The organism is uncultured Solobacterium sp. (genome assembly GCF_963517755.1).
GTDB lineage: Bacteria > Bacillota_I > Bacilli_A > Erysipelotrichales > Erysipelotrichaceae > Bulleidia.
The window spans coordinates 14231-37084 of the sequence record NZ_CAUQGG010000003.1 but is presented as its reverse complement, the minus strand read 5'-3'; the positions used below and the strand labels follow the sequence as shown (position 1 = coordinate 37084).

The window sequence follows — 22854 nt, the reverse complement described above, 5'->3', positions numbered from 1 at the left end:
TTATTTAGCGTTGTCTGCTGCACTTTGTCCAGAAATTCTACCGAATACTACAAAGTCAGCTACTGCATTACCACCTAAGCGGTTAGCACCATGAACACCACCAGTTACTTCACCAGCAGCGTATAATCCAGAGATAGCTTCTCCCTTTTCGTTTAATACTTCTGCCTTAGGATTGATTACGATACCACCCATTGTATGGTGAACCGCTGGTGTAATCTTAATTGCATAGTATGGAGCTGTCGTCAATGGATTTGCGAAACTTGTACGACCAAATTCTGCGTCACTCTTAGCTTCTACTGCTTGGTTCCAAGTATTCATTGTGCTTGTAAATGTAGCTTCATCAACACCCATAGCCTTTGCGAGTTCTTCATATGTAGCACCTGTTACTGTGTAACCAGACTTGATATAACCTGCGATAACTGCGGACTTATCAACCATTGCCTGGTCAACAACTAACCATGCGCTCTTATCTGTTTGTTCGATGATTGCAGCAGATACCTTATCACGTGTAGAAACTTCATCGTAGAATCTCTTACCTTCAGCGTTAACTAAGATAGCACCATCTCCACGAAGACCTTCTGTGATTAGGTGTGCATTACCATCTTCTTCGATATGTACTGTTGGGTGAATCTGAATCTGATTCATATCCACTGTAGCAGCACCTGCTGCTGTAGCCATATCAATACCTTGACCCTGTGCACCTTCTGCATTTGTTGTCGCAAAGCCCTTTAATTCTGGCTTGTACTTTTCAACCATTTCAGCGTTAGCACCGAATCCACCAGTTGCGATAACAACTGACTTCGCATTAATTGTGACCTTATGACCATCCTTACCTGTACCCTTAATACCAACTGCCTTACCATCCTTCATGATAATTTCGTTCGCTGTTGTATCAAATAAGAATTGTACATTACGATCTTGTAGGTTCTTTTCTAAAATAGGAACAATGTATGCACCAACAGCAGTTACCTTGCCATCAGCGTTTACTGGACGGTGGATTCTCTTAACAGAAGCACCACCAAACGCTCCAACATTCTTAACTTCAGCACCGATAGATGCTAACCACTCGATAGCATCTGCAGAATTTTCTGCAAGGGCCTTTACGAGCTCTGGGTTATTCTTACCCTTACCACCAATCATTGTATCTAATTCCATTAATTCAACAGAATCGAAATAGCCCTGTGGGTTTGCTTGGTATGCATCCCATTGTGATTTAACTGTAGCTGCTAAAGCTGTAATTGTTTCATTATCTGCGAACTTCTCTGCAGCAGTCGCTAATGTCTTTTCAACACCTGCAGCTTCCTTAAATTCATTCTTATCTTGGTATGGTGTCTTAGCCGCATTCATACCACCAGTTGAGCGTACAGAGTTACCACCAGCAATTGGTTGGCTTTCTACTACGATAACTTTCTTACCTGCATCTGTCGCGGTAATAGCAGCTGTCATACCAGCTCCACCTGCACCAACTACAACAACGTCTACTGTTTCTTCAATATCCTTTGCCTTTGTTGTGCTTGTATTCTTACTTACTAAGTCAGATGGTTCTAGTCCTGCTTGTTTCAAAGCTGCTGTAGCTGCTTCGATGATTGCCTTAGATGTCTGTGTAGCACCTGATACTCCATCAACATCTAAAGAGTTAGCTGCGACGATTGCACCTGGCATTGTCTCTGCTGCTTTTGAACCAATACCATTTGTTTCATGAGACGCATCAACCTCTACCTTAGTGATTGTCTTGTCTTTGATTGTTAAAGTAACTTTAACTGGATTTTCCTTGTCATGTCCGTATGCTTCACCAGTATATGTTTTTCCTGCTGAGCATCCTACAAGTGACAAAGCCATTGTTGCACTAGCTAATAATGCTGTTAACTTTTTCATTTTCCCTCCCTGTTATGAGTTATACCTCATAAGCCATACCATTTTAACATTTCACTGCTTCAGTTACAACCACCCTTACAAGGCCCATTTTCACAAGTTTGAATTCAAAAAATGATAGGTTTCCCTATCATTGAAAATGTATTATGCAATTTTTTCAATCTCAGAACGATCTTTACCCCAGAAGAATAATGTAACTGTTCCAGGACCCGTATGTGCACCAATAACCGGTCCAATATTAAAGATAGTAATCTTTCCTTTTGTATTTGGAAACTTTTCTTCAACCAACTCTTTTACTGCATTCGCATCCTCTAAACAATTACTGTGAGAGATAAAGACTTTCCAATGATAATCATGACCGTTCTCGGCGTATTCTTCCATCTTTTCTACGATGGCACGTATTACTTTTTTCTTGCCATGAACTTTCTGACGTACAACAAGTTTCCCTTCTGAATCTACCTGCATTAAAGGACAAATTCGCAACATATTACCAATGGTTCCTGCAGTCTTTGAGATTCTTCCACCACGGATAAAGAAAGTTAAATCACCTGAGAAAAACCATGCATGACATTCTAACTTATGTGCTTCAATCCACTCATGAAGTGTATCAATATCCATGCCAGATTCCTGAAGTTCCCTAGCCTTTTCTACAAGTAACCCAAAACCTGAAGAAGCGTTCTTAGAATCCACAACATAGATTTTACGTTCTGGATATTTTTCGCGCATTGCTTCTGCCGCCATGCGTGCAGAGTTATAAGTACCAGAGATTCCAGAAGATAATGTAAAGTGCAATAAATCATTTCCTTCTTTTAAAATACTCTCAAAAAATTCTTCGTAACCAATCTGGTTCATCTGTGAAGTACGTGTCATTGCGCCATCTACCATTGCTTGATAGAAGTCACTAGCAGATACAGATTCAAATAAGTCATCTGTATAGGTGGTATCTGCCAGTTCATATTCAAAACATAAATATGGAATATTTCGTTCTTCAAAATATTTTTTATTCAAATCAGCTGGTGAACAAGCTGATATAACATATGATTTCATTGTTTGTGGTCCTCCATTAATGATATCAATTGATTCTTATTTTGTTTTAGGTGGTGTTAAGTTCTTTTGTTTTTCATGACATCCATTCACGAATGGGCAACGATAACATTCAGGATTACGCGCATGACACAGATAGCGGCCGAAGAATATCATCTGATGATGGGTTTTAATCCAACAATCACGTGGAATTTTCCGCATTAGTTTACGTTCAATCTTTTCCACATCATCCTTTTGGTAACAAAGTCCAAGCCTTCTAGAAATACGTGCAACGTGTGTATCTACCGCAATGCTTGGAATATTAAAACACTCAGCCATAATGACATTCGCACACTTTCTACCGATACCCGGTAGAGTTGTTAACTCTTCCATCGTATGTGGCACTTCCCCATTAAACTGTTCTACAACGCCTTTGGCAAAACCAACAATTTGTCTTGCCTTATTGCGATATAAACCAAGGGATGCGATATATTTCTCAACATCTTTCGTTGGTGCCTTGGCCAAGTCATATGGAGATGGATAAGCCTCAAATAGCGCAGGAGTTACACGATTGACGGACACGTCTGTTGTCTGTGCAGAAAGGATTACCGCAACAGATAATTCATAAGGATTACGATGTGTCAATTCACAATGTGCATTTGGATGTAATTTCTGTAGATATTCCAAAATAAATGGTACTGATAAACGCTCCATTATTTCTTCTCCACTCCTACAGAATCTGCAGTAATCTTCTTCTGTTTCCAATCAGATAAAATCTTTTCGATATAGCCTAGGTTTAAATGTTGGTACGCACTTGCTTCACGTAGTGCCGCAATAATCAAACGTTTATCTGTTACCTTATTCCAATCACTAATTTTCTGCATTTCATTTTGGCTTAATGTTCTACCAAATTCAGTCTCAAAAGTATCAATTAGTGAACGATCTAGGATATTTTCAACTCTTGCGACATCCGTTTCAAAGAGTCCTGACAAGTCAAAGACAACCGCTCTTGCGGAAGCTTTAATATCTAAATACTTCTTCGCACAAAGTGCGGATATCACACGGTTCAATTCCTCTTCTTGTATTCCCGTCTTTTCTTTAAGAGCATCCATCGTGATTTCAATATGATTTTGATTCATAAAATCAATCAGTAAAACAACAACTAACTCTGCACTCTCCATGCCAAGCAAGCCCATCTGATCAAGTATCCAATCTCGATGATTTACATATTTTTGTTCATACCACTTCATACGTTTACTCCCTTATAACTGCTTTAATAACTCTTGGAACGCAAGATGAGAAGTGACTGTAAACTCCGGTTTTATGTCACTGTGATTTTCTTCATTGCTAGGATGATACCAACAGGTACGAATTCCTGCATGGATTCCACCCGCAATATCACTCGTCAAAGAATCTCCAATAATCATTATTTCATCACGATTTTGTGTTTCAATTCGATCAAACACATAGTCAAAGAATTCAATCTGTGGTTTTTCATGTCCAATTTCATCAGAGATAAAGATACCATCAAAGAATTCTTCAATCTTTGCCTTAGCAATCTTCTGTCGTTGTAGTTGTTTTACACCGTTAGTAACGATGTATTGTTTGTACTGTGGGTGTAGTTTCTTCACCGTTTCATATGCTTCAGGCATAAAGACTACCGTATCTAATAATCCATTTAAGTACGCTTGATTGAATTCTTTTACACGGGTGGTTTCAACACCAATCTTAGTAAAGAACTCCACAAAACGTTCTACGAGTAGTTTCTCTTTTGTGATTTCCCCTTTTTCAAGCTTGCACCAGTATACATCGTTGATTCCTTCATACATGTGTAAAAGCTCATCTGTAATTTCACCATAGCCAAACTTTCTAAATGTATTTTTCAATGAGTTTTCTGCTGCGCTTTGAAAATTTAATATCGTACCATCGATATCCCACAGAATTGTCTTAATCATATTGGTCTATCACCTTTCGTTTGAAAAGAAGATGTTATGAAAACATCTTCGTGTTTGTTAGAGCGTTTCTTGTGGTTGATCCGCCCATAAAGCTTCTAAGCGATACGTATTTCTAGCATCTTCTGTAAAGATATGTACAACCACTTCATTCATATCAATGAGTACCCAAGTCGATTCCCTTTCACCTTCACGAAGACGTACATCAAAGCCATTCTTCGTTACTTCTTTTTCTACAAATTCCACAAGAGAATTTGCGTGTCTAGGATTCTTTGCAGTACAAATGACATAATAGTCTGTATAAGCATTGACATTGCGGATATCAATTGTCACGATATTCTCTGCCAATTTTCCATCTAATGTATGACGTACTAAATTCAGTAATTCAGACATGTTTTCCCTCCTTTTCAAGTATATATTTTTTCGCATCCACAAGGACATACTCCGCTCCTTGCTTAAGATTTCTCTCTGCAATCTTTGTATGCATGGTCACATCATACTGACGACCCGGTTCAATCTTATCTGCGATGTATAAGATATGATCATATGCACTGTTTCCATCCCCAAGAGTATGGTGTTGGATTGCTTGTAAGATTTTCTTATTATAACAACAGAGATTCTGCTTTAACCAGATGACTGCAGTATAGCTATGCCAGATTGCCGGATCGAGTTTTAATACTTCTGGTCGAAAGTGTGATAGAAGTTGATTTCCTTCTTCATCACTCATTTTCTTTGTGACATCGTGTAATAAACCCATTTGATATGCGAGTTGTTCATCCAAATGATGAATTTTTGCAAGTTTAAACGCAGTATGCGCAACACGAACAGAATGTGCTGCACGCTTAGGGTTACATTGCGCTTTCGTTACTTCTTCAAAGTAGTAACCATACTCTAGTAGTATCTTGCGTATTCCTTTTGCGCTTAGGTAAAAGTATCCTTTTCGCACTTCACTTTCTGTTTCAGATTGAAGCGCGATACATGTATCATCCTGTTTGATATCTACGACATGTAGATAGCGATACGGATTACATGCACGCATACATAACTTTTTACGCTTGTCATAGTTTAGGATACCATCACCCACAACCGCAAGCGCAATCTGCTTGCCAGTCTCTTTGTGATAATTTTTTAACTGTTGTAGTTCATCATCTGTAATTGGATCAAAGGGTGCTGTATATACGATCATGGTAAAACGATCTTTGGTTCCTTTGCCTTCTTATAGAGAACAATCTGTCTTCCGATAACTTGTACAAGTTCAGACTTTGTATGCATGCTTAAATCGAATGCTAGTTCCTTAAGATCTGTCGTAACTGTTTTCAATACCGAAATCTTGATTAACTCTCTTGTACGTAAACCGTTATTGACAGTTTCTACAAGATTATCACTTAAGCCATCTTTTCCAATCTGGAAAATTGCACGTTCTGTTTGTGCTAGTCCTCTTAGATACGCTCTTTGTTTTGTTGTTAAACTCATAACATTGCCTTTCTGAATGTCACACTGACACTCTTTGGTACATGTACTGTAATTGTACTGACCTCTCCACTCACACATGCCCATCCTAATCCATCAATTACGACGTCTACCTTTGGCATGTCTTTACGGATTGTATATTTCTTCATTTCTGTTTCAATGGCTGTTGGCACAAATAATGTTCCAACATGTGTATTCCATTTTTCATCTGCGTAGTTGCCGTTGGTACGATGAACGTTGAGACGATCACTTAGATACCATACACAGCTTGCATGATGACAGCTAGATAAATCTAGGCGTGCTAAGCCTCCTATAAAGAAGCTTTGTTCACCACGTAATTGGAATACCTGTGGTTTCACATTCTTGCTTGGCATGATTGTCTTTAAATCTGCCTCGCTCACTTCCATTAACATACTATTACCAATTTCGATGCCTGGTGTATCGATGTAGGTATGTCCATCAATTTCCAGCTCATTGAAATCTAGGGTAGTACCCGGATATCTAGAAGCGGTAAGAACCTGTGTAGACATCAAGTTATTGATTAAAGTACTCTTACCAGAGTTAGCCTTACCCATTACAACAATTTGTCTACCATTTGCAAGTTCATCAACGCATTCTTTAATTTCTTCGACACCCATCTTTTCTTCTTTGGACGCAAGAATTAACCGTTCAATGCGAATACCCAAATCTTTGAGTCGTCCAAAGACAAAATGTGCAATCTTCTCTTCTCCACAAGATGCAGGCAATAAGTCTCTCTTAGTCGCAATCATTACAATATCTTTATCGGCAAGTTTGCGATTAATCCCATTAATAATTCCTGCTTCAAAATCATATAGATCAATTACCCAAAGAATTAGTGCATCCATCTTTGCGATACGGTCGATGACCGCATCAGGATCGATACCTGTCTTCATAGAGATTGTTAAATCATCATAGTGAATCAAACGAAAACATCTTTGACAATATTCTGCGTCCGCTTTTGGACTATAACCAATCGCTTTTGAATCAGTTGTCTGTAATACTGCACCGCAACCTTTACATACTGTCATGATCAGCCTTCCTTTTCATCAAATAAACTCAAACGTTCTACATCTTCATGTACTTCGTTATCTGCGTTTGTTGGTATATCAATGATACGACATTCATCGATACCGCGGTATAGATTCCATCCATCTTTCAAAACAAGTGGCGAACCAAATCCACTTTCACGTGGTTTGAGTGGCACTTCAGATGCACGCAATACTTGTCTTTCTGGATCCTTGAAGATTAACTCTTCTCCTGCGCTAACTGCTTTAGCAAGTGTTACGATACTTGGGTTTGTCTTTAGACGTTTACAAATGAGATTACCCTTCATCGGACGATTACCAAAGACAATTTCTTCCGTATGAACACGCTTCATCTGACCAACGTTTGTCATATAGAGCACAGCTGGATCTTCTGCGTTCATCACACAACCCCAAGCAAGAGCATCCCCCTTACCAAGGTTCATTGCCTTAACACCCTTAGACTTAACACCTGTGGCTGGAATATCTTCAATCGCAAAGCGATAAGAATAACCATCTTTACTTACCATCAAAATCTGTTGGTTACTATAGGCGATAAAGGCATTGATCATCTCTGCATCCTTACCAAGGTTCATCGCAGTCATAACTTTATTGTTACGCTCTACTTGCCAGCTATTCACTGGAGTCTTCTTGATTTGACCAGCAGAACTTACTGTCACAATCCATGCATACGTATCGAAACTCTTGATAAGAATTGCATTCTTGATCTTGTCTTCACCATCGATACGTACAACTTTATTTAGATGCATACCGACATCTTTCCATTTGCCTTCTTCAATTTGCCAAACTGGAATAGATGCGTAATTACCTTTGGATGTAAATAGTAATAATGTATCGAGTGTATCGCACTCTGTTGTACCAATCAGTACATCTCCATCTTTGATAGTTGTTTCTTGATCACCTACTGCATTATAGCTACGCATAGATACACGCTTGAGATAACCATCACGACTGACAGTCACTACAACACGCTCATTTGCAATCATCGCAGTCTTATCATAGTTGATTTCTTCAACTTCAGCTTCAATACGTGTACGACGTTCTTGACCATACTCTTTCTTCACATTTCGTAATTCCTTGATAATTACGGAGTGCAATACATTTTCATTTTCAATGATTGCTTTTGTCTCTTCAATCTGATTGACAAGTTCCGCAAACTCTTCGCGTAATGTAATAATATCCGTATTGGATAAACGATATAGACGTAAGGAAACGATAGCTTCAGACTGTGGTTCATCAAAGCCAAATTCATTCATCAAGTTATGTTTCGCATCACCCTTATCTTGCGAAGCACGAATAATACGAATCACTTCATCTAAGATTGAAACAGCTTTCATCAAACCTTCAATGATATGACAACGGGCTTCCATCTTATCTAACTCATAGCGAGAACGACGCAATACGACTTCCTTACGGAATGCGATAAACGCATCTAATAGTCCAAGTAAACCTACCTGGACAGGACGCTTATCAATGATTGCGACGTTATTGTAGTTATAGTAGACCTGTAAGTCTGTATTCTTATAGAAATAATTGAGAATCATATTGGCGTCGATATCCTTACGAACATCAACGACAATACGTAACCCTTCACGGTCAGATTCATCACGTACATCTAAGATACCATCGATATCTTTCGAAACACGAATTTCATCCATCTTCTTAACAAGCTGTCCTTTGACAACTTCATAAGGAATTTCTGTGATAATGATTTGTTGGCAAGATTTCTCCTCATGAATTTCACACTTAGAACGCACAACAATTCTACCCTTACCTGTTGTAAAGGCATCACGGATACCTGCCTCACCTTGTACGATACCACCAGTTGGAAAGTCAGGACCAGTTAAAATATCCATCACGTCTGTCAAAGCACTCTCTGGATTTTGAATACGATAGATTGTCGCATCCACCACTTCATTTAAGTTATGTGGTGGCATGTTTGTCGCATAACCTGCCGCAATACCTGTCGCACCATTCACTAGCATTACAGGAAACGGTACAGGAAGTACTGTTGGCTCATGTTCTGTATCGTCAAAGTTAGGTGCCATTTCAACGGTATTCTTATCCAAGTCTTCTTCCATGACTTGTGTAACCTTGGCAAGTCTAGCTTCGGTATAACGCATCGCAGCTGCTGGGTCATCATCAATAGAACCGTTATTACCATGCATGTCAATCAGTGGTAGACGTACTTTCCAATCTTGGGACATACGTACCATCGCATCATATACAGAAGTATCACCATGTGGGTGATAGTTACCGATTACAAGACCGACTGTCTTAGCAGACTTGCGGTATGCATGGTCCCATGTATTTCCATCATGGTACATCGCATATAAAATTCTACGCTGTACTGGCTTTAAACCATCACGCGCATCTGGTAATGCACGCTCTTGAATAATATATTTGGCATATCTACCAAAGCCAGCTCCCATAATATCTTCGAGTAGCTCTGGTCTATATTTTGTATTGTCAACGATTGTCTTCTTCTTAACCATTAGCCCTCCAAGTCAAATGTATCTTCTAATGTAAATGAAACGTTATCTTCAATCCACTTACGACGTAATTCCGCTTTATCTCCCATCAGTACAGTTACACGACGTTCAGCCTTTACACCATCACTGATACCCACTTTAATCAGTGTACGTTGGGATGGATCCATTGTTGTCTCCCATAACTGCGTAGCGTTCATTTCACCTAAACCTTTGTAACGTTGAATTTCAACTTTACCAAGTTTACGACGTAAAGCATCTAATTCTTGATCACTGTAGACATATTCTGTCGTCTTACCCTTTGTCACTTTATAGAGTGGAGGTAAGGCGATATATACCATTCCCTGCTCTAACAGTGGACGCATATAGCGATAGAAGAATGTTAGTAATAAAATCTGAATATGAGATCCATCATCATCCGCATCGGTCATAATGATAACTTTGCCATAATTCGATTCCTTGTAGTCAAAGTCAGGACCAACACCTGCGCCTAATGTATAAATGAGTGTATTTAACTCTTCATTCTTTTCAATATCGGCGAGTGTACATTTCTCCGTATTTAATACCTTACCACGTAGTGGCAAGATTGCTTGATAGTGAGAATCCCTGCCTTGTTTTGCGGAACCTCCGGCAGAATCACCTTCGACTAAGAATAACTCTTTCACACGAGCATCCTTTGTCTGTGCAGGTGCTAGCTTACCAGATAATACCTTTTCACCCTTACCAACACGCTTACCCTTACGGATTTCATCTCTTGCCTTGCGTGCAGCGATACGGGCAAGGGATGCCTTTAACATCTTACGTACTAACGTGTCAGATTGATTTCGATTTTCTTCCAACCAGAAGGATAACTTCTCCGAGACAACTGCTTCTACTGCAGTCTTGGCTTGTGGAGTTCCAAGCTTACTCTTTGTCTGTCCTTCAAACTGTAATAATTCTTCAGGGACAGATACAGAGAGAATTGTTGTAAGACCCTCACGTACATCTCCACCTTCTAGGTTTTTATCCTTCACCTTTAATAGACCATATTTTCTTGCATAGTCATTGATAGCTTTTGTAAAAGCACCTTTAAAACCAGCTTCGTGTGTACCACCATCACCAGTGCGAACAAGGTTAACGAAACTGTAAGTATTCTCTTGATAATCATCTGTATATTGGAAAGCAGCTTCTACCTGGATACCATTGGCTTCCCCACTAAACTTCACAGGGTTCATTAAGACATTGCGATCTTCATGTAAGTATTCTAAGAAAGCTGTTAATCCATCTGCGTATAGATATGTTTCTGTTTCATTTTTCTTATTGCGTTTATCGCTAACGACCATCGCAATTCCACTTAACAAGAAAGCTTCTTCACGTGCTCTTTCACACACAACATCATACTTGTATTCAGTTGTAGAGAAGATACGTGGATCTGGTTTGAAACGTACCGTAGAACCAGTACGATTGGTCTTACCGAGATGTTCTAGCTTACCAATCTTCTTACCACCATCTGCAAATTCCATACGGACGAGTTCCCCATCATGTGCAACCTCTACAGTTAGCCATTCACTTAACGCATTTACAACAGAGGCACCTACGCCATGTAAACCACCCGCTGTCTTATAGCCTCCTTCACTAGAGAACTTACCACCAGCATGGAGCACGGTAAAAATAACCTGCAATGTATTCACACCGCTGGCATGTTGACCGATAGGCATACCACGACCTTCGTCCTGAACAGTGACACTACCATCTGCCTCTAACGTAATTTGGATTTTCTTACCATAACCGTTTAACGCTTCATCGATGGAATTGTCAACGATTTCCCAAATCAGATGGTGCAATCCTCTTGTATCGGTAGAGCCGATATACATACCAGGACGCTTTCTAACTGCCTCTAAACCTTCTAAAATTTGAATACTGTTATCATCATATCTATTCGCCATGCAAAAACTCCTAATAACCTATGTATTATATCATAATTAGGTCACTTTAATATCCTTGTCCTACGACAATCTACACGTTCATTTTACTTGATTTTGTCACAACCAAAGGGTTTTAAATCAATTTGATTTTATATCTAAAATACTGATGTGGTAATATATCAACAGGGGGATTTAATCTATGCTAAATTTCATTGGCGTTATTATATTAAGTTATTTATTTGGATCAATTCCATGGTCACTTGTCATCGGAAAAGTGTTCTTCCATAAGGATATCCGTACCGAGGGTTCAGGCAATCTTGGTGGTACCAATGCAGGTCGCGTATTAGGTAAGAAAGTTGGTATCATCGTCATTGTCCTAGATGCACTCAAAGCATTCTTCTCAATGTTACTAGCTAGCTACATCGCAAAGGATGCCATAATTTACGCAGGACTAGCTTGTTGTATTGGGCACTGCTTCCCTATCTTTGCACAGTTTAAAGGTGGTAAAGCTGTTGCGACTTCCTTCGGTTTCTTTTTAGGTATCGCTACATTTATCAATCACCAATACTTCTTTCAGTTCTTCTTACCACTCCTTGTATTCTTGGTAAGTCTCTATCTTTGTCGTATGGTTTCCTTATCCAGCATGATTGGCTTAGGTTCTAGTATTCTCATTAGTTTCTTTATTAGAAATCCACTATCAATTACACTTTCCGTCTTTGTATTATGGCTATTTGTGGTATATCGTCATCGTGCAAATATCGAGCGTATAAAAAATGGTACAGAGAGTAAAATCAAATGGATGGGTAAATCATTATGGGAAAAATAGAAAAATTCACATTACCAATTGAGCCTTTACACCAAAGTCCTCGTAAAGTCTGGGTATATCTACCAGATAGTTATGATACAAGTAAAAAGAAGTATCCTGTTTTATATATGTTTGATGGTCATAACCTCTTCTATAATAAAACAGCTACTTATGGTAAATGTTGGGGTATCAAGAAATATTTAGATAAGCAGAAACTAGATATCGTCATTATTGGTCAAGATTGTAATCACATCGGTGATGAGCGCCTCGATGAATACTGCCCATTCACCGCAGAAAAGACTTTCACAGGAATTCAAATTCAATCCTGTGGACAGATTACTGGTAAGTGGTTTATCGAAAAACTCTTACCATACTGTCAAAAACGTTATCGCATTCATACAGATCGTAAACACGTAGGTATCGCTGGTTCTTCCATGGGTGGAATCATGTCTGAGTTTATGATCAGCGAATATAACGATTATTTCTCAAAAGCAGGTTGTGTATCCCCTGCCAATATCTTTAACTACCATGTGCTATGTAATCACATTCAAAAGATGAAGTTTAAAGAAACTCATATTTATCTTGATTTTGGATCTGATGAAGAACGCACAAAGAAAGGCCTTGTAAGAGAGTTAGATATGTTATTGAATATCAATCATCTCTTTACCCAAGGTGGTTGCGTTACTTATCCAAATCTTGTAGTAAATGGTACACACAGCGAAAAATCTTGGGAAGGTATTTTCCCTATCATGTTGGAATTCTTATTCCCAGAATTATACAAAAAGAAAAAGTCATAAAAAGCCACAATCAACTAAGATTGCGGCTTTTTGTTTAACAATCACTATCTTCAAATCCAACAATCAGACCCTGGTCTGATACATAGTATGAACACACAATTGTACATGGAATCATATCAACCTTCGCTTCTGGGAAAGACTGTAGGATTAAATTCTTAAGGTCATTTGCCATAGATTCATTATTGCAGTGAGCAATATGAACTTTCTTTCCGTTATAACGCTGTGTAATCATCTCCTCAAAAATCTTATTTGTGGCCTTCTTTTCACCACGACACTTATGCAAGATCTCAAGTGTACCTTGATCAGATGCCTTACCAACACAACGAATACCCAATAATCCAGATAACTTGGCAATTGCTGGACTCACACGACCATTACGCGCCAAATTGTCTAAGTTTGCGATATTAAATAATAAGTGTGTATGTTTCTTATATTCATTAATCGCATCACAGATTTCACTAAAACTTAATCCCTGCGTAATTAACTCCTTTAACTTTTCAATAATTAATAGAATTTCCGGTCCTACGGATAATGAGTCAATGACGTAGATATTCGCTTCTGGATGTTCTTCCAAGAAGAGTGATCTACCCTGCATCGCCGCAGAATAACAACCGGATAATCCACCTGTAACTGTTACCGCAAAAATCGTATCGGCACCATCAAATGAACTTGCCCACTCATAGGCATTTGGACATGAAGTGGATGTTTTTCCCTTCGTATGTTTGAGTACGGATAAGAAACGCTCTACATTCGTGCGTTCATCATCAAAGAACTCTCCCTCATTCATAATAACTTTTAGAGGAACCGTTCTATAGTCAATATCTTCAATGTGAAATACATTTGAAGATGAATCTGATACAATTCTATACTTCATCGCGACCTCCTGCTTTTTAAGCTACATGCATTATAAATATTCATTTCTTTCTACGCAAAGCAATTCACGAATGTTTCACGCAAATGAAAAAAAGTCGGTACAATTCACCGACTTTTGTAACAAATCACGAGGTGATTCAGCCTATTTCTGCTTTGAGTTTCTTGTTGTTTTCGCCAGAATACCAGCTGCCTTTAAGACTTCATCTACCTGCTCAACTGGAATGATTGTTAACTTTTCTTTCACTTCTGGTGCGATATCCTTTAGGTCATCTTCATTCTCTTTTGGAATATAAACCGTCTTAACACCAGCTCTAGCAGCCGCCATCAGTTTTTCAGGCAAACCACCAATTGGCATCACACCACCACGTAAGGATACCTCTCCTGTCATCGCAATTAATGGGGAAACCTTCTTCTTGGTAATCAGTGAAGCCAAAGCAGTTGTTAAAGTAATGCCTGCAGAAGGTCCATCTTTTTTAACAGCACCTTGTGGAACATGGATATGAATATCATGCGTCTTTAGAATCTTATCTGCTTCTGGGAATTTCGACTTCACAAGAGATAATGCAATCCGTACAGATTCCTTCATCACATCCCCAAGCTGTCCAGTCACAATTAACTGTCCACTCCCCTTTGTTAGTAGGGTTTCGATAAACAAAATCTCTCCACCACTTGCAGTCCATGCAAGACCGGTTACGATACCAGGATTCTTTTGAACTATGAGTTTTTCATGGTGAAGTGGTTTCATATCTAGCAGTGTTGGGAAATCACTTGCCTGAATCACAATCTTTTCTTGATGACCTCTTGCAAGTTTCACAGCGATAGCACGGCATACAGAATCAATTCTCTTCTTGAGTCCACGTACACCACCCTCCATCGTATAGTCCACAATCATAGAACGTACCGCATCTTCACTAAACTCTAACTGTTCATTTGGAATACCCATCTTCTCAATTGCTTTTGGAATCAAATGTCTTTGCGCAATCTGGTACTTTTCACTTGCTGTATAACCTTGGAAGTCAATCACTTCCATACGGTTTAGTAAAGGTTCAGGGATAGAATCCAATGTATTTGCGGTACAGATAAAGAGTACATCAGAAAGATCATATGGAACATTCATGTAATGGTCCGTAAAGGTATTGTTTTGTTCAGGATCAAGAACTTCTAAAAGTGCACTTGCAGGATCACCATTGTAAGACATACTCAACTTATCGATTTCATCGAGTACCATTACCGGATTAGATGTGCCAGCTTTCTGAATACCATCCATAATTCTTCCTGGCATTGCACCGATATAAGTACGACGATGACCACGAATATCTGCTTCATCACGTACTCCACCCAGCGCAACACGTACATATTTACGTTTGAGTGCATTTGCGATGGAGCGACCAATACTTGTCTTACCAGTACCTGGAGCACCGACAAATAAAAGAATTGAACCAGACTGACGCTTATTAAGATCCATTACCGCAATCTGTTGTAAGATACGCTCTTTTACTTTCTTTAGACCGTAGTGGTCTTCATCCAAAATCTTCTCTGCAGCTTGGAAGTCAATCTTCTTTGTACGTTCTTTCTTCCAACTGATACTTGTTAAAAAATCTAGATAGTTGTAAAGATTACCATATTCTGGAGAGTTACTGCCTTCTTGTTTTAGACGGCTTAAAACCTTATCCGCTTCACGACGAGCAGTTTCATTCATGCCAGATGATTGAATCTTCATCTCCATCTTACGAATATCTGTAACATTCTCTGGATGCATGTCATCGAGTTCCTTTTGAAGATATTCGATTTGTTTCTTGATAGCCATCTCACGATAGGCTTTCTTATTGTCATTTTCTTGTGCAGCAGAAGCTTCGTTAGTTACATCCGTCATCTCTGTATATTCATAGATATACTGTTCAATCTTATTTAATAGATTTGAGCGAAGATTTTCTTCAAGTAATGCATACTTTTCTTCATCCGTAATGTTTAACCACTGTGCCATGGCACTGATGATATCCTCCATCCCCTTTAATTGAGAGATGAAATTACGCGCACCCAGAGCCCATTGATAGTTCGCAGTTGCCTTTACAAGTGCACTCTTAAGTTGTTCAACCCGCTTCTTTTCATCCATTGGATCTAAGTCATTGGACATCGGTTTACGGATGATAGACAAAACTTCTAGGGTTTTATCACTATGTACAACGATATCTTCAATATTGATACGTGATTCTGTCTTAATTACCACAAAACCACTATTACTAACTTCTGTAATAGTTCCTGATACGCTTAATGGATAAAAGTTTTCAGGACGAAATTCATCTGTAGATAAAGCCTTCTTTTCAATCGCAAAGATAATACGATCACCTACAGCAGGTTCCTGTCCAGTTGCGTTTTTGTAACTATCACTGGTCAGATAAATATTTGTGTCTGGTAATAATACCGTATTATAAATCGGAACGATAATTGCCATTATTGTATACCTCCTCATGAGTATAGAAGTATTTTAGCACTTAATAATAAAGAGTGCTAATATTTAGCACTCAGATATTTTATTCCATTGTTTCAAGATAACGGACTGCTTTACCAGTTGTCTTTGCGTACTCAATTTCAGACTTTGTACTAGAGCCGATATAGCCACCAACATTGATAACAAAAATTTCATCAGCCATGTCAATTTTACGTTTATGCATATCATCCAACATCTCTTTTGTCTTTGTTAAAGTACCCTCATCCATATTTTCCCAAACTTCATTATCGCCACTATGACCAAATAATCCAACGTTAATTACAATGTTTCCAGCAAGTGTCAAATCTTTCTGCGCTTTCATGAATTCATCTTTAAAGCGTGTGCTACCACAAAGCGTAATTACTTTGTATTTTCCTTGCATTATTTTTTCTCCTTTTGATAATCAGTCTTACCAATCGAATTGAAGTATTGTTGGAGCTTGGCTTCATAAGCCACATCTGAGAAGTGATACAGTCTTTCGTTCTTAATCGCATCTGGTAGATACTGTTGTTTTACATAGTGATTTGGATAATCATGTGCGTATTGATACCCTACACCATTGCCTAACTTCTCTGAACCTGCGTAATGAGCATCCTTTAGATATGGCGGAATCGGAAGATTACCTGTTTTCTCAACCAGATCCATTGCCATAAAAATACCATTTGATGATGCATTAGATTTAGGTGCATTGGCAACATAAGTAGCCGCATTTGCGAGTATGATGGCTCCTTCTGGCATTCCTACCCTTTCAACGGCTAACGCAGCATCAACCGCAATCTGTAACGCTCTTGGATCTGCATTGCCACATTCCTCTGCTGCCGCAATCATAATTCTACGAGAGATGAAACGAACATCCTCTCCCGCCGTCAACATGCGTGCAAGGTAGTATAGCGTCGCATCTGGATCAGAACCACGCATCGATTTAATAAATGCAGAAATCGTATCATAATGGTTATCTCCATCCTTGTCATAACGAATTGCCTTCTTTTGAATACACTCCTCCACAACAGACAAGGTAATGTGAATGTAGCCATCATCACTACGATCTGTTGTAAGATCTGCAAGTTCTAACGCATTTAACGCAGCACGTGCATCTCCATCACAAATCTCTGCTAAAAATTCAGCAGCTTCCTCATCTAAGATAACATTGTCTTTGCCGATACCCTTTATCGCATCTTCTGCAGCACGCTTTAAAAGAGTCACAATATTCTCTTTTGTAAGTGACTTTAACTGGAAGATACGAGAACGTGAAATCAACGCTTGATTCACTTCAAAATATGGATTCTCTGTAGTCGCACCAATCAAGATAATTGTGCCATCTTCCACATACGGTAGTAGATAATCCTGTTGTCCTTTATTAAATCGATGAATCTCATCGATAAATAAGATTGTTTTCTTTTGATACATCGACATCAAATCCATCGCATGTGTAATTACCTTTTCAAGATCTTTCTTACCTGCAATTGTCGCATTGACTTGTTGAAAATCAGCAGAGGTACTATTTGCAATCACTTGTGCTAGTGTAGTCTTACCAGTTCCTGGAGGGCCATAAAAGATTAATGATCCAAGCTTATCCGCTTTAATTGCACGATATAACAATTTATCTTTACCAATGATATGTTCCTGACCAACAACTTCCTCTAAAGTAGAAGGTCTCATACGTGCCGCTAAAGGCTCTTCATTTTTCTTTGTCCCTTCGCTTGCGTACCCAAATAAATCCATAGAAACCTCCTTTATCTACCCCATATTATACTTGTAATTACTATATTCAGAAAGAAAAAGCTCCTTGCGGAGCTTTCACTCATGATTTTCTTCTGGTACTTTGATGATACATCCAAAAGATACAGAAACAAGTTATGAATAAAGAGATAATCACAAGCTGTAATATTTCAGGAATCACTACTCTTAAGCCAATGACAACCGCAGAGAATAAGATACCCAGAACCAATGCTAGTTTATATTTTTCAATTTGATATAAAAATGTTTCTTCTAACACAAATAATATCAGCAGTGATACTACAAGGTTTTCTAAGTCAACAGGACTAAATCGATGAAGAAAGTTAGAAAATAATGAATATAGTATATTACTGCTGAGCAATGCCAATAGGATACGCTTGATGCGTGGTAATATTTTCTCTTTGATAGACAGTGGATAAAGAGAAATATTCTCTAAATCTAGCTGCATTTGATACAATAATCCAGCTACATATCCTGTTCCGTATGGAAATAAATCTATCAAGATACTATAACTACGTTCTGCACCAAGAGAGTAATATAAGCACGGAACAACAATTACAAATCCTATCAATCCAATTAAAGTATAAGTCTGATAAAATGATAATTTCTTCATATCGATTCCTCTTTGCGAATTTCATGCATACATGCAAATAGAAGAATGGAAACAATCGCAAGACATATTAAATTTCCAAATACAACAATTGAATTAGTAATTTCCGTATTATTTCTAATCCATGTAAACACAAGTGCAGCAATTATAAACAAAACGTATCGGATAATCATATGATTTGATTTTACAGTAGTCATCGTTTTGAAATTTCGTAAACAGTAATACAAACAACCAATGGGAGCTACCACAAATAGTACATTCAATTTTGAAATTAAAGTATGAAACCAAATCGTACACAACACATATAGAACGTAGAACACAAAAGTTATTTTCATATATGCATTGAAGTAATCCTTCTTACGAATTGGAAGAATTTGTAAGATCGGATTCCAGTTTTCATCAATCAAAATCGTAATCAGTTGTACTTGAAAAATGAAGAAGAAAATCATTCCAAGTATTTCTTGAAAAGAATATATCGGTATCTGCATGAATGAAATATATATAAGAAATATCACAAAATTTATTGCGACATTTTCGAAGTTAAATAAACGATGCCGATATAGTGTATATAGACCTTGCATAATCTTTTCCCTTCTACCAATCTTTATTAGTTAAGATACGAATCGATGAAATATAAGCTAGTGTATAAAGAACAGTTGCATATCCCAAAAACTGAATGACAGGATGAATATCTGTTTTTATATAAACAAGAACACTCATACCAATCACAATTAACATCATCAACAAATGTTGAAAATAATTTCGATGCCACATTACTATTGAAAGAATAGCTGGAATTTCTAAAGTCTCAACAAACACGACTATATTTAAAATACCCCATAGCATACCCATTCCATGAAATGGAAAAAAAGAAATAGATAGTCCTACAAGTACAATCGCATTTAAAATAAATGTTTCTACGAAAAGAGTATTGATTCTTTCTTTCGCACTAACGGGAAACAATCTTACAATTCTCTTCATTGGTTGTTCGCGTTTCGCAAATTCACATATTAACTGAATCGAAAGAATTACCATAAGGATGTTTTCATTGTTTGCCTTTACTTTCACGGTATAAACTAATGAGCAGATTGAATATACAATATATAAAAGCGGAAAGATGTATTGTTTCTTTTTTATGAATGTCTCAAACTCCAGTAATAATAGTGCTTTCATATTCTTAGAAATCCCTTTCTAAAATAGATTATTATGCTTTGTTAAAAATTATTATTCGTTTTTAGTATACGAATGGATGAGATATAGGTTGTTACAAATAGTGCAACCATAAATATAAGAAAACACACTTCGTGATTTATCATTGTCTTATTTACAACTGTCCAATAAATTCCTGCAACTGTAAGTATGATAAAAATATGTTCAAGATAATGTTTGGGCCATTTATAACTCAGGAAAGCATTTGGAATAAACATGCATTCAAACACAAGAATAAGCTCTAACCAGAACATTTCTGGTATATAGAAATTGCCTGCCATTGCACAGTAGATCAACCAGCCTATTGCAAGAACCAAATTATTGATGCACAATTCCAAGAAAACTATTAGTAAGCAAGATTGAGGTTTAATTGGCAGTAGTCTTATACTATTAGACTTTATGAAATGATTTTTAGAAAAATCATTTATAACAACATAAGAGTACAGAAGAAGCGGGTAACTATTAGGTTGGGCATGATTAACGCGGGAAATTATTCCACTAATAAAACTTATTATAAAACATATAATATACGCATAATATCGTTTATCCTTAATAATTTGTTCATACTCAGCTATCAACAGTACTTTCATATTCTTAACACCCCCTTTACAATTGACGAGTTCACTTCGTTAAAAATCATCCTTTTTCTTTGAGAATACGAATGGAAGAAAAGTATGTCATTACAAATAAGATAACAATAAAGAACAGAAAACCGATATTCTTATCCAGTGTTGTTTGAGTTAGGATAACTCCATAATAAAAGCACGTAAGAAGTCCTACCATTAACGTATGCTCAAAATAAGGTTGGGTCATCTTTTTCTTCGGTAATACGGTCGGAATTAACAAACTTTCTAAAAAGATTAAAAAACCAGTCTCTATCAAATCTGGAAAAATTAATCTTCCAAGAACTGTGCAATAGATAAACCAACCTAGAATAATAATAAGATTATATATTCCTACTTCCAGGAATAAAATTCTCACATAGGATTGTGGTTTAACTGGTAATAATCTAATATTCTGTGAATTGATCAAATTTCCTTTTTCAAAATCAGGAATAAACAAAAATATGCATATCAAATATGGGAATTTATCCTGAGGATTCAAACTTTTACTCGCGTAAACCCCATTAATAACACAAAGTAATAGATATATGATATATGCTATGTATCTCTTATTTTTAACAAGTCTTTCATACTCAGCTATTAACAGTGCTTTCATATGCTTAGAAATTCCTTTCTAATATTATATGATTTTTAAATAATTCCTTTTACGATACCAACGAAAATTTCTTCTAACGTCGCTGGATGTAGACCTTCAAGATTTGGAGCGTGTTTACGATCAATTAAAAGTTTTACTTGATATGGTGTCTCTTTCTTTGCGACAATTGCGCCTTCTGGAATATTCGTGATTTCTTCTGGTGCTATGTTCAATATTCCATAGTTAGATAAGATATTATCTTTCTCATCATTAATTATTAATTCACCTGCATGCATGAATCCAATGTAATCACACATCTTTTCAAGATCTGTAACGATGTGGGAAGAGATAAGAATTGTATGATCTTCTTGACGTGTATATTCAATGAGAAGTTCTACAACCTCCGCACGAATTGCAGGATCTAGTGCATTCATCGGTTCGTCTAATACTAAGAGTTTTGCGTTGTGACTTAACGCAATCGCAATTGCGATACGCATTTTATTACCTAATGATAGTGTTTCATATTTTTCGTCTTTATCAATTTCAAACTGTTTTAATAGTTTTACAAATTGTGTATGATCCCAATGTCTATAGATTTTACTAAAGATTTCTTCAATCTTATCTACTGTCAGGATATTAGGAATACCCATATCATTAATTACAAAACCTAGTTGATTTTTGAGTTCTACTTCATTGATGAAATTATTACTTCCTAGTACTACAACATCCCCATAGTTTGGTTGTACAAGTCCTAGGATACAGTTGATAAGTGTTGTTTTACCTGCACCATTTTCACCAATCAAGCCATAGATTGTTCCTTCAGGAATCTGCAAAGACACATGATTCAAACGAAAGTTACCATACTTTTTTGTAATATCTTTTACTTCAATTGCATTCATAAAGATTCCCCCCAATTATTCATTTTCATCCCAAATGACTTTCATCATTTTGGTTACTTCCTCTTGTGTTAGATTACAAGAAGTGGATAGTTTTTTAATTTCTGCTAGATGTTCTTCAATGATGCGAAGATTTTGTTCTTGAATGAGTTGGACATTCTTTCCTGCCACAAAACTTCCTTTGCCTGGAATGGTATAGATATAACCTTCTCGCTCCAGTTCTTCATATGAACGTTTTGTGGTAATGACACTGATACGTAGATCTTTAGCAAGTGTGCGAATAGACGGTAAACTTTCATCTTCTGCTAAGGTACCATTAATGATTTGATCTCGTAATTGATTATAAATTTGGTCGTAAATCGGTTGTCCACTCCTGTTGTCAATAATTAGTTTCATAATTATCAACCTCCAACCTATCTGTATATATACAATATATACAGTTATTATATTTTCGTCAATAGATGCAAA

General features: G+C 37.4%; 22 protein-coding genes. 2 read left to right on the top strand and 20 right to left on the bottom strand.

What is annotated here, in order from left to right:
- The 11 genes from RWM19_RS02470 to parE form a co-directional block, all read right to left on the bottom strand.
- The gene (locus RWM19_RS02470; protein WP_313983240.1) at positions 1–1875 is read right to left on the bottom strand and encodes a flavocytochrome c; all 1875 of its coding nucleotides are present in this window, start codon (positions 1873–1875) and stop codon (positions 1–3) included.
- A gap of 141 nt (positions 1876–2016) precedes the next feature.
- On the bottom strand, positions 2017–2919 hold the full coding sequence (locus tag RWM19_RS02465; RefSeq protein ID WP_313983237.1) for a DegV family protein: 903 nt from the start codon (positions 2917–2919) through the stop codon (positions 2017–2019).
- A 36-nt stretch (positions 2920–2955) separates the two neighbouring features.
- Positions 2956–3609, bottom strand: coding sequence for an endonuclease III (nth, locus tag RWM19_RS02460; RefSeq protein ID WP_313983234.1), 654 nt, complete (start codon positions 3607–3609; stop codon positions 2956–2958).
- Positions 3609–4145: a DnaD domain-containing protein gene (locus RWM19_RS02455; RefSeq protein ID WP_294020393.1), complete on the bottom strand. Its 537-nt coding sequence runs from the start codon at positions 4143–4145 to the stop codon at positions 3609–3611. The genes nth and RWM19_RS02455 overlap by 1 nt, the downstream gene beginning before the upstream one ends.
- 12 nt (positions 4146–4157) lie before the next feature.
- A complete protein-coding gene (locus tag RWM19_RS02450; RefSeq protein WP_313983231.1) occupies positions 4158–4850 on the bottom strand; it encodes a YjjG family noncanonical pyrimidine nucleotidase in 693 nt (230 codons plus the stop codon).
- Positions 4851–4907: 57 nt separating this feature from the next.
- A complete protein-coding gene (gene rsfS / locus RWM19_RS02445; RefSeq protein ID WP_313983228.1) occupies positions 4908–5240 on the bottom strand; it encodes a ribosome silencing factor in 333 nt (110 codons plus the stop codon).
- Positions 5233–6033 (bottom strand): bis(5'-nucleosyl)-tetraphosphatase (symmetrical) YqeK, encoded by an 801-nt coding sequence (gene yqeK, locus RWM19_RS02440; RefSeq protein ID WP_313983226.1) that lies wholly within the window; start codon positions 6031–6033, stop codon positions 5233–5235. Before yqeK ends, rsfS begins: the two co-directional genes overlap by 8 nt.
- Complete coding sequence (gene yhbY / locus RWM19_RS02435; RefSeq protein WP_294020398.1) at positions 6030–6320, bottom strand: ribosome assembly RNA-binding protein YhbY; 291 nt, start codon at positions 6318–6320, stop codon at positions 6030–6032. The genes yqeK and yhbY overlap by 4 nt, the downstream gene beginning before the upstream one ends.
- Positions 6317–7366 carry a ribosome biogenesis GTPase YqeH gene (gene yqeH / locus RWM19_RS02430; RefSeq protein WP_313983222.1) on the bottom strand — a complete coding sequence of 350 codons (1050 nt, stop codon included), beginning with the start codon at positions 7364–7366 and terminating at the stop codon, positions 6317–6319. The genes yhbY and yqeH overlap by 4 nt, the downstream gene beginning before the upstream one ends.
- 2 nt (positions 7367–7368) lie before the next feature.
- Positions 7369–9876: a DNA topoisomerase IV subunit A gene (parC, locus tag RWM19_RS02425; RefSeq protein WP_313983219.1), complete on the bottom strand. Its 2508-nt coding sequence runs from the start codon at positions 9874–9876 to the stop codon at positions 7369–7371.
- Positions 9876–11795, bottom strand: a complete 1920-nt coding sequence (parE, locus tag RWM19_RS02420) for a DNA topoisomerase IV subunit B (protein WP_313983217.1) — start codon at positions 11793–11795, stop codon at positions 9876–9878. Before parE ends, parC begins: the two co-directional genes overlap by 1 nt.
- 178 nt (positions 11796–11973) lie before the next feature.
- Here parE and plsY point away from each other — a divergent pair, with 178 nt between their 5' ends.
- Both plsY and RWM19_RS02410 read left to right on the top strand, forming a co-directional pair.
- The gene (gene plsY / locus RWM19_RS02415; protein WP_294023043.1) at positions 11974–12600 is read left to right on the top strand and encodes a glycerol-3-phosphate 1-O-acyltransferase PlsY; all 627 of its coding nucleotides are present in this window, start codon (positions 11974–11976) and stop codon (positions 12598–12600) included.
- Complete coding sequence (locus RWM19_RS02410; protein WP_294023044.1) at positions 12588–13376, top strand: alpha/beta hydrolase; 789 nt, start codon at positions 12588–12590, stop codon at positions 13374–13376. The genes plsY and RWM19_RS02410 overlap by 13 nt, the downstream gene beginning before the upstream one ends.
- Before the next feature lie 34 nt (positions 13377–13410).
- Here RWM19_RS02410 and RWM19_RS02405 read toward each other — a convergent pair whose 3' ends face one another.
- The 9 genes from RWM19_RS02405 to RWM19_RS02365 form a co-directional block, all read right to left on the bottom strand.
- Positions 13411–14250 (bottom strand): DegV family protein, encoded by an 840-nt coding sequence (locus RWM19_RS02405; protein ID WP_313983213.1) that lies wholly within the window; start codon positions 14248–14250, stop codon positions 13411–13413.
- Between the two features lie 141 nt (positions 14251–14391).
- The gene (lon, locus tag RWM19_RS02400; protein WP_313983209.1) at positions 14392–16701 is read right to left on the bottom strand and encodes an endopeptidase La; all 2310 of its coding nucleotides are present in this window, start codon (positions 16699–16701) and stop codon (positions 14392–14394) included.
- Positions 16702–16780: 79 nt separating this feature from the next.
- The gene (locus RWM19_RS02395; RefSeq protein ID WP_313983206.1) at positions 16781–17119 is read right to left on the bottom strand and encodes a hypothetical protein; all 339 of its coding nucleotides are present in this window, start codon (positions 17117–17119) and stop codon (positions 16781–16783) included.
- The gene (locus RWM19_RS02390) at positions 17119–18459 is read right to left on the bottom strand and encodes a replication-associated recombination protein A (protein ID WP_313983204.1); all 1341 of its coding nucleotides are present in this window, start codon (positions 18457–18459) and stop codon (positions 17119–17121) included. Before RWM19_RS02390 ends, RWM19_RS02395 begins: the two co-directional genes overlap by 1 nt.
- A gap of 79 nt (positions 18460–18538) precedes the next feature.
- Positions 18539–19087, bottom strand: coding sequence for a hypothetical protein (locus tag RWM19_RS02385; protein ID WP_313983202.1), 549 nt, complete (start codon positions 19085–19087; stop codon positions 18539–18541).
- 591 nt (positions 19088–19678) lie between these two features.
- Positions 19679–20257: a hypothetical protein gene (locus RWM19_RS02380; RefSeq protein WP_313983199.1), complete on the bottom strand. Its 579-nt coding sequence runs from the start codon at positions 20255–20257 to the stop codon at positions 19679–19681.
- A 672-nt stretch (positions 20258–20929) separates the two neighbouring features.
- Entirely contained in the window at positions 20930–21511 is a 582-nt protein-coding gene (locus tag RWM19_RS02375; protein ID WP_313983196.1) for a hypothetical protein, read from the bottom strand.
- 35 nt (positions 21512–21546) lie between these two features.
- Positions 21547–22389 carry an ABC transporter ATP-binding protein gene (locus RWM19_RS02370; protein ID WP_313983193.1) on the bottom strand — a complete coding sequence of 281 codons (843 nt, stop codon included), beginning with the start codon at positions 22387–22389 and terminating at the stop codon, positions 21547–21549.
- Between the two features lie 15 nt (positions 22390–22404).
- The gene (locus tag RWM19_RS02365; RefSeq protein ID WP_028078309.1) at positions 22405–22782 is read right to left on the bottom strand and encodes a GntR family transcriptional regulator; all 378 of its coding nucleotides are present in this window, start codon (positions 22780–22782) and stop codon (positions 22405–22407) included.
- Between the last annotated feature and the right edge of the window lie 72 nt (positions 22783–22854).